Annotated in this window: 5 protein-coding genes; all 5 read left to right on the plus strand. The window is 51.9% G+C overall.

Annotated elements, in window-relative coordinates:
- Positions 1-1408: CHAT domain-containing protein (locus VB741_RS14295; RefSeq protein ID WP_323365859.1), on the plus strand; the 1408-nt coding region annotated here is incomplete at its 5' end.
- 34 nt (positions 1409-1442) lie between these two features.
- Complete coding sequence (locus tag VB741_RS14300) at positions 1443-3677, plus strand: caspase family protein (RefSeq protein ID WP_323365860.1); 2235 nt, start codon at positions 1443-1445, stop codon at positions 3675-3677.
- Positions 3678-3735: 58 nt separating this feature from the next.
- On the plus strand, positions 3736-5016 hold the full coding sequence (locus VB741_RS14305) for a tetratricopeptide repeat protein (protein ID WP_323365861.1): 1281 nt from the start codon (positions 3736-3738) through the stop codon (positions 5014-5016).
- Positions 5013-6212, plus strand: a complete 1200-nt coding sequence (locus VB741_RS14310; RefSeq protein WP_323365862.1) for a tetratricopeptide repeat protein — start codon at positions 5013-5015, stop codon at positions 6210-6212. The genes VB741_RS14305 and VB741_RS14310 overlap by 4 nt, the downstream gene beginning before the upstream one ends.
- Positions 6213-6330: 118 nt before the next feature.
- The gene (locus VB741_RS14315) at positions 6331-7227 is read left to right on the plus strand and encodes a tetratricopeptide repeat protein (RefSeq protein WP_323365863.1); all 897 of its coding nucleotides are present in this window, start codon (positions 6331-6333) and stop codon (positions 7225-7227) included.
- The last annotated feature ends 118 nt before the right edge of the window (positions 7228-7345 follow it).

Below are 7345 nucleotides of genomic sequence, written 5' to 3' on the forward strand. Positions count from 1 at the left end.
ACTGAGTTTGATGCGACCCTTGGGCTTGCTCAAGGAGGTTACCAATTCCTATATTTGGATTACGCTAGCTGATAATCTCTGTAACCTGGGAAAACTCTCTAATTTTTTAAGCCTGAGTAGTTACGAACAATTATTTAATAATGCTGCAGTAAAACATAAACATGAACTAAAAGATCTAGCCGCATTTCGGGATCATGAACTCCCCGATTTGTTGGACATGTCTGTTGATACCCTAGTTGATTTTTTAGCCTTCAGAGCTGATCCATATTCTGATTCACTCTGGTTGGAATATCTCGATGGCACATCTATCTTGTTCTATTCCTATGATGCTGGCTGTTTCCATACCTGGCTGCTGGACAAACAGGGCATCCAGTCTTACCACAGGCAAAATCTATCCAAACAGGTGATCACAGGGACCATTCTAAATCTTAGGGCTACATTAGATATCAGCTCTGTGCAGCGATCGCAAACCCCTCAGCCAATAACCCATACTTCCCCGCCACGCGGCAGCCTGGAAAACGTCATCACCCTGGCCAATGACGAAATATCTCGCGAGCAAGCGATTAAAACCCTGTCTGACCTATTGCTACCTCTGCCAATCGCCAACAAGCTAGATCGCACATCGCATCTGATTGTTGTCCCTATTCTCGAAATTGGCACCGTGCCCTATGCGGCCCTGCAACCCTTTGACGATGACACCTATCTGATTGACAAAATGTCAATTTCCATAGCGTCTAGCCTATTTGACATCGGACAGTTGATCAGACCTCTATGGTTAAGTAATTCCAATAGACCTCCTTTGATTGTAGGCAATCCCCATCTTCCCAACAATCCTGACTGGTTACTGCCGCCATTGCCAGGGGCAGAAACAGAAGCCCAGGCAGTGGCAACCATGTTAGGCAGCACTCCATTACTGGGTAGGGAAGCAACAAAAACAGCTATCCTATCCTATGTCTCATCGGCATCTCTGCTCTACTTTGCCACCCATGGTATTGCCAATCCACAGAATCCCCTGGCCGACAGCTTCTTGATGTTCTCATCCGAGCAATTAGAACAGGGTTGGTGGACTGCCAGAGAAGTACAAAACACAAAGCTAAGTGCTGATCTTGCCATATTGAGCGCTTGCCAAACTGGTTTAGGCCAGGCCCATGATGCAGGGATGATTGGTCTCGCGCGAGCTTTTCAAATCGCGGGTGTGCCCAGGGTAGTTATGAGTTTGTGGAATGTAGATGACCAGGCCACCAGCGAACTCATGCAACGGTTTGTGCAATATTTAGTCGATGCGGAAAACTCCATAGACTACCTCATACCGTCTGAAGCCTTGCGACAGGCCATGCTTGACATCAAACAAAACCATCCTGACCCCATTAAATGGGCCGCTTTCAGTTTATTTGGTACACCCCGATAGGTGATCATTCATTTTACAAAGGAAACCATCCGAGATGCCCTTAACCCGTCGCCACTTTCTACAAGGTACTGCTGGAGCCTTGGGCGCTATTGGCCTCAGTCAGTTGGGCCTAACCCGTTCAGCCAATCGCTATGGACAAGTCTTGGCCCAGGACACCCCTCGTAAAGTGGCCCTACTGGTGGGCATCAATGACTATCCCAATAATCTTTCTTTAAGGGGACCCCTGACGGATATAGAACTCCAGCGACAGTTGCTGATCCATCGCTTTGGCTTTGAGCCTAGCGATATCCATATTCTGCAAAATCAGGATGCATCTCGTCAGAATATTTTGGCAGCATTTCAGCAATATCTCTATGAACCTGCCAGGGCGAACGATGTGATTATACTACATTTCTCCGGCCATGGTGACCGGGTACGGGAGAGCGATCGCATGGAAAATTTTCTCCGTCAGTTGAATCGTCGCTGCATTGTAGATGGGGAATGTTTTAATACTGCGATCGCAACCCACTCCACCACCACCACCCAAGACATCATGGGCCACACCCTGCTACTGATGCGGGCCGCCCTAGCCCAGAAAACCAAAAACGTTACCTTCCTCCTAGACTGCTGCTATGCGGGCGGCGGCAGGCGAGGCAACGCCATGATGCGCTCCCTCAACACCGCCCTCGGCGATCATGACAACCTGCGACAAATCCCAGACAGCGAATGGGACTATCAACAACAGCTGCTCGACATTCTCCAGTGGGATAGCCAAAAATTTGTTGACGCCATCCAATCCCCCAAGGGGCAAGGCTTTTTTGTCGGATCCGCCCGCTATAACCAGCTAGCTGCCGACTATGAATTTGATGGTTTTACCGCCGGAGCCTTTACCTATCTCCTCACCCAGCATTTGTGGCAGTCCACCGAGCCACTGTCCAAAACCATCTCCCTAGTATCCAACAGTTCTAACTACCTGGCAGAACATTCCCAAACCCCGATTTACGACCCTACCCCAGAGGCAGATCCGGCGGTTACCCACACCCCCATTTACCATATGGAGCCGGTGGCCCTGCCCGCAGAAGCCCTGGTGCTAGGCCCCGTCTCAGATAAATCCAATCACGATCGGGTAAAGCTATGGCTGGGGGGATTAGACCCATGGGCCTTGGATGCCTTTGACCAGGGGGCCACCTTTGCCCTGATCGACAAAACTACAGGCACTGAACTGGCGGAAGTACAGCAGGTGGACGGCAGCCGCAATGGCCTGGTGAGTGAGGGCAGATTGAGTAATTCGACCCAAGGTATCAGGGCCGCTAATGTCACCACCCAGCTACTACAAGAAAAGGTGCGGGGGATTCCGGCCCAGGTTACTTTAAAGGTGGGTCTAGATGACACTCTGCTAGCTTCAGAGCAGCTTACTGCCACCAACAAACTGGCCCGTCTGGCCAACATTGAAGTGGTGCCAGTGACAGCGGGACAGGTGGCCCATGTTCTCCTGGGACGTTACACCCCAGCCATTCATCAGCGACTGGCGCTGACGCCTGAGACCGCTCAACAGCAGCAAACGTTGGGCAGTGTGGGCATATTTTCACCGGCCCAGGTGCCCTTATTGGCCGGATCTTTTGGTGAGGCAGGGGAACCCATGGACCGGGCCATCGACCGACTTAGTAACCGATTGGTCAGTCTTTACATTGGTCGGATGCTGGCCCTGATGGTCAATCAGCAATCTTCCCGCCTGGACGTTAGCCTGGTGGTGGATTATCTCGATTTCCGCAGTGGTACCACCACCCGTGGCGGCGATCCAGAGGCGATTATTATTCCTCGCACCGTTGGGGGCGTATTACAAATTGTCGATGGCCACCGCATCAAAGTCACGGTTAACAATAACGAAAGCCAGGACCTGCATGTAGGTGTGATCGTCATTGATGCCGCCGGGGAGGTGAATGTTCTCTTTCCCCCTGCCGCTAGCGATCGCAACGAAGTAGACATTATTGCCCAGCACAGCTCATGGTCTACCCAACTCCAGGGGGCACCCCCCTTTGGCATGGCTGAACTGCTGGTATTGGTCAGTCCCAAATCCCTGGTAGGTGCCCTAAAAAAGCTACGGCAAAATCTTCCCCAGTTAGATCGCTCATTACGGACAGGGCAAGCACTGGCCAACGTCGATGCCATGGATGACATTTTTGGGGTGATGTCCACCCAGCGTGGCGGTAACGATGCCACCCAGAACACTCGTCTACTAGAGGCAGAGCAGGTGGCTATCCTGTCCATGTTTGTTGAGATTTTGCCGTAAACCATGTCAGGGTTAGTGATTCAAGGTACATTCCTGGGGAGGATTGGGTAGGAAGGTTATGCTAACGGCGGATTTACTACAGACGGCCTTGGTCGATTACCATCAGCAGGTGTTTGTCCTGAAAATGGAGACGCAGTGGTCCGATGAGGCGATTTTGAAGGTTTTAAGGAGTCGCGATCTCATCCAAACCCTGATCGACAAACTTGCCCAAAATCCCGAAGCCAAAGACGTGGACCCCAACGCCTGGATCACCCTTTCCCAGGACGATGCCCTCGTCGGTCAGTGGACTGAACGTCTGTTAGCCATACCAGACCTACCCACCTGGCGGAGTAGCGTCAACCCGCCCGCCCATCACTGGTGGTGGCATCCTCAAGCACCCGAAGCAAAACCCATGCTCGGTTGGCTCTGGGGTGGTCTCACCATTGCCCTACTCACCATCTCCCTCGCTTTTGCCAAAGATATCGCCACCCGCTTTTTTGACGGAGCCCCCGGTCTCTGGAGTTCGATTGGCGCTATTGTTCCTACGGCCCTGGCCCTGTTTGCCACCGGCGGCGTACTCACTAACGTAGGGCAAACAATCATCGATACCTATTTGCTTGCTCGGGTCAAAACCCCCTACAGACCGTTAGCCCGATGTGCTTTAGCCCTGGGTATAGTGCTGGTGTTTTTTTGGGGCCATGCAGTGGGCTTATCCTGGGCCGCTCAGCGCTACCATGCCCTAGGCGATCGGCAATATTACGAACATAAACAGCTTGCCAATGCCCATGCCAGCTTTCAACGCGCCCTGCGGTTACAGCCAGATTTTCCAGCAGCTAACCATGATTTAGCCGTTACCTATGAAGACCTGCGAGAGTTTGATCAAGCCAAGGCGGAATATGCTAAGGCGATTCAGGCTGGTTACCTGGAATCGGTAAACAATATGGCTCGGTTGCAGATTTTAGTAGACAAAGACTATGACGCTGCATCAGTGCTACTAAAAACAGCCCTTGATGACTATGAAAACCGACCAGAATCAAAAGATGTTGAGTTAGAATATGGTCTCCGTAAAAATCTCGGCTGGGCCTGGTTGAAACAAGAACGATTTGTTTCAGCTGAAGGAGAATTAAAAAAGGCCATCGTACTAGAAGAAACGATTCCTAATCCTCGACCTGATGCTCATTGTTTGTTAGCTCAAATATTTGAGGCTCAGAAAAAGACAACTGAGGCACAAACCCAATGGGAAGATTGTTTAAGGCATGCTAATCGTCCAGAAGATGACCTGTGGACGGGGATGGCAACCAAAGCATTGTCCACTGAAAAGCAATTCGATCATCAGCCCCAGGGAGATCTAAAACCATGACCAACCTGTTTAAGAACCAAAACTCAAAGTCGCCAAAAAGTAAGGTTTGGGGATCTCCCATCGGGTTTCGATCATCCAAGACTTTGCTCATCAGTGCCTTTGCCCTAACGGGTTGGCTGTCGCTATCCCCAGCGGCTTCGGCTCGCTTGGCCCGCCTCTACTCCGTTGAAGGAGAACAGATTTTTCTCAAGCGTTCTGGCTGGTCAAATTTTTACACCACAGCTCCGCCTACGATGCTCTATGGTGATGATCTCCTAAGGGTGCCACCGGGTACGACCGTCACGCTGCTATGTCCAGATCGTCGTCAGACGAGTAATGTCCGGGCCGGGGTCTCCAGTGTCAATGAAGCCTGTGTCGGCACCCCCCGTCGTGTCCGTCCCTCCTTTGGCATTAGCGATACCTGGGCGGCTCAAGATCCCTCTATTCCCTATGTGATTACCCCCTGGGCTGGCCAGGTGTTAACCCCCACCCCGGTTTTACGCTGGCATCCGGTACCAGGGGCAAGGCAGTATCGGGTTACCCTGCAGCGCCATACCTTTGATGGTTGGGAACCAGCATGGAGCGTGCTGACGGATCAGCCGGTGCTGGCCTATCCAGTGAATAAGCCGCCCTTGGTAGTGGGTGAGGAATATGCCCTTCAGGTAACGGCGGGTTTGGGCGCAGTGGCATCGTCTGAGGAGTGGAGTCCGCCTGTGGTGTTTAGCGTTATGGGTGGTCAAGAAGCCCAGGATGCCGCTGCTGATATTGCCACCGTGGAGGCGATGGATGTGCCCCCAGGGATCAAAACACTGATCTTGGCCCAGGAGGTCTATCCCACTTATAAGCTCTTTGCCCAGGGCATGAACGACCTGCTTAGGCTGACTGATACGGGAGAAGCGTCGGCACTGGCCTACCGACTCCTAGGGGACTATGCGCTCCGTAGTGGCTTAGCCCTAGTGGCAGAGGATAGCTACACCCAGGCCATAACCCTGGCAGCCGACGCCGATCAGTTAGAGGAAATGGTAGAGGCACGTTGGGGATTGGGTGTTGTGTATGACCGCACTGGCCGGGTTGATCAGGCGCGAGAGGTTTTGGCACTGGCCCAGCAGGGAGCGATGGCGTTAGGTGACGAGGACTTGCTAGGCAGAATTGAAGCGACCATGGGAAGCTCTAATCCTGCGGCAGTTCCATTGGATAACGTAAAAATTGCTCCTTAGGTTTACGGATTGCATCAAAAAAACTGTGTAGGCTAAAACAATCAGGCTCTGGTGTTGTATGTCGCTTTTTCGTTGCTTTTCCCTGAGTCCACTCATCCTGTCATTGACCTTAGGAGCTGTGTCAGGGCTGACACTAGAGACGGTAAGACCTGGGGCTGCATGGGCACAAACAGATCTAAGCAGCCAAGCAGGTCAGTTGCTAGATGAAGGCCTTGAACTTTATCGGGTAAGTCAGTGGCGACAGGCTTTAGATAACTGGCAACAGGCCTTAGAACTCTATCGTCAAGCGGGCGATCGTGGGGGCGAAGCCAACACCCTGGGCAACATCGGCAATATCTATGATTTGTTAGGCGACTACCCCCAAGCGCTGGATTACCAAGAACAAAGCTTAGCTCTCAAACGAGAGCTGGGCGATCGCACGGGAGAAGCCATAACCCTGGGCAACATCGGCATTATCTATGAGTTGTTAGGCGACTATCCCCAAGCGCTAGATTACCAAGAACAAAGCTTAGCCCTCAAACGTGAGCTGGGCGATCGCGCTACAGAAGCCGACACCCTGGGCAACATCGGCCTTATCTACGGCCTATTAGGCGACTATCCCCAAGCGCTGAATTACCAAGAACAAAGCTTAGCCCTCTCACGGGAGCTGGGCGATCGCGGGGGCGAAGCCATAACCCTGGGCAACATCGGCAGTATCTACCGCTTATTAGGCGACTATCCCCAAGCACTGGATTACCAAGAACAAAGTTTAGCCCTCAAACGTGAGCTGGGCGATCGCGCTACAGAAGCCGCCACCCTGGGCAACATCGGCAATATCTATGAGTTGTTAGGCGACTATCCCCAAGCGCTGAATTACCACGAACAAAGCTTAGCCCTTGCACGGGAGCTGGGCGATCGTGCTACAGAAGCCAAAACCCTGGGCAACATCGGCAGTATCTATGATTTGTTAGGCGACTATCCCCAAGCGCTGGATTACCAAGAGCAAAGCTTAGCCCTCACTCGGGAGCGGGTGTAATTAAAAGTGACAGTAAAACATATGAACTATCCTAGTCGATATTGAATCTGAGGGAGGTTACAATCAAGTCATCATTATTTGACTAGGGTAATACAATATGTCTGTGCCAATTGAGTCC

This window comes from Leptothoe sp. PORK10 BA2 (assembly GCF_034932105.1).
Classification (GTDB): domain Bacteria; phylum Cyanobacteriota; class Cyanobacteriia; order Phormidesmidales; family Phormidesmidaceae; genus Leptothoe.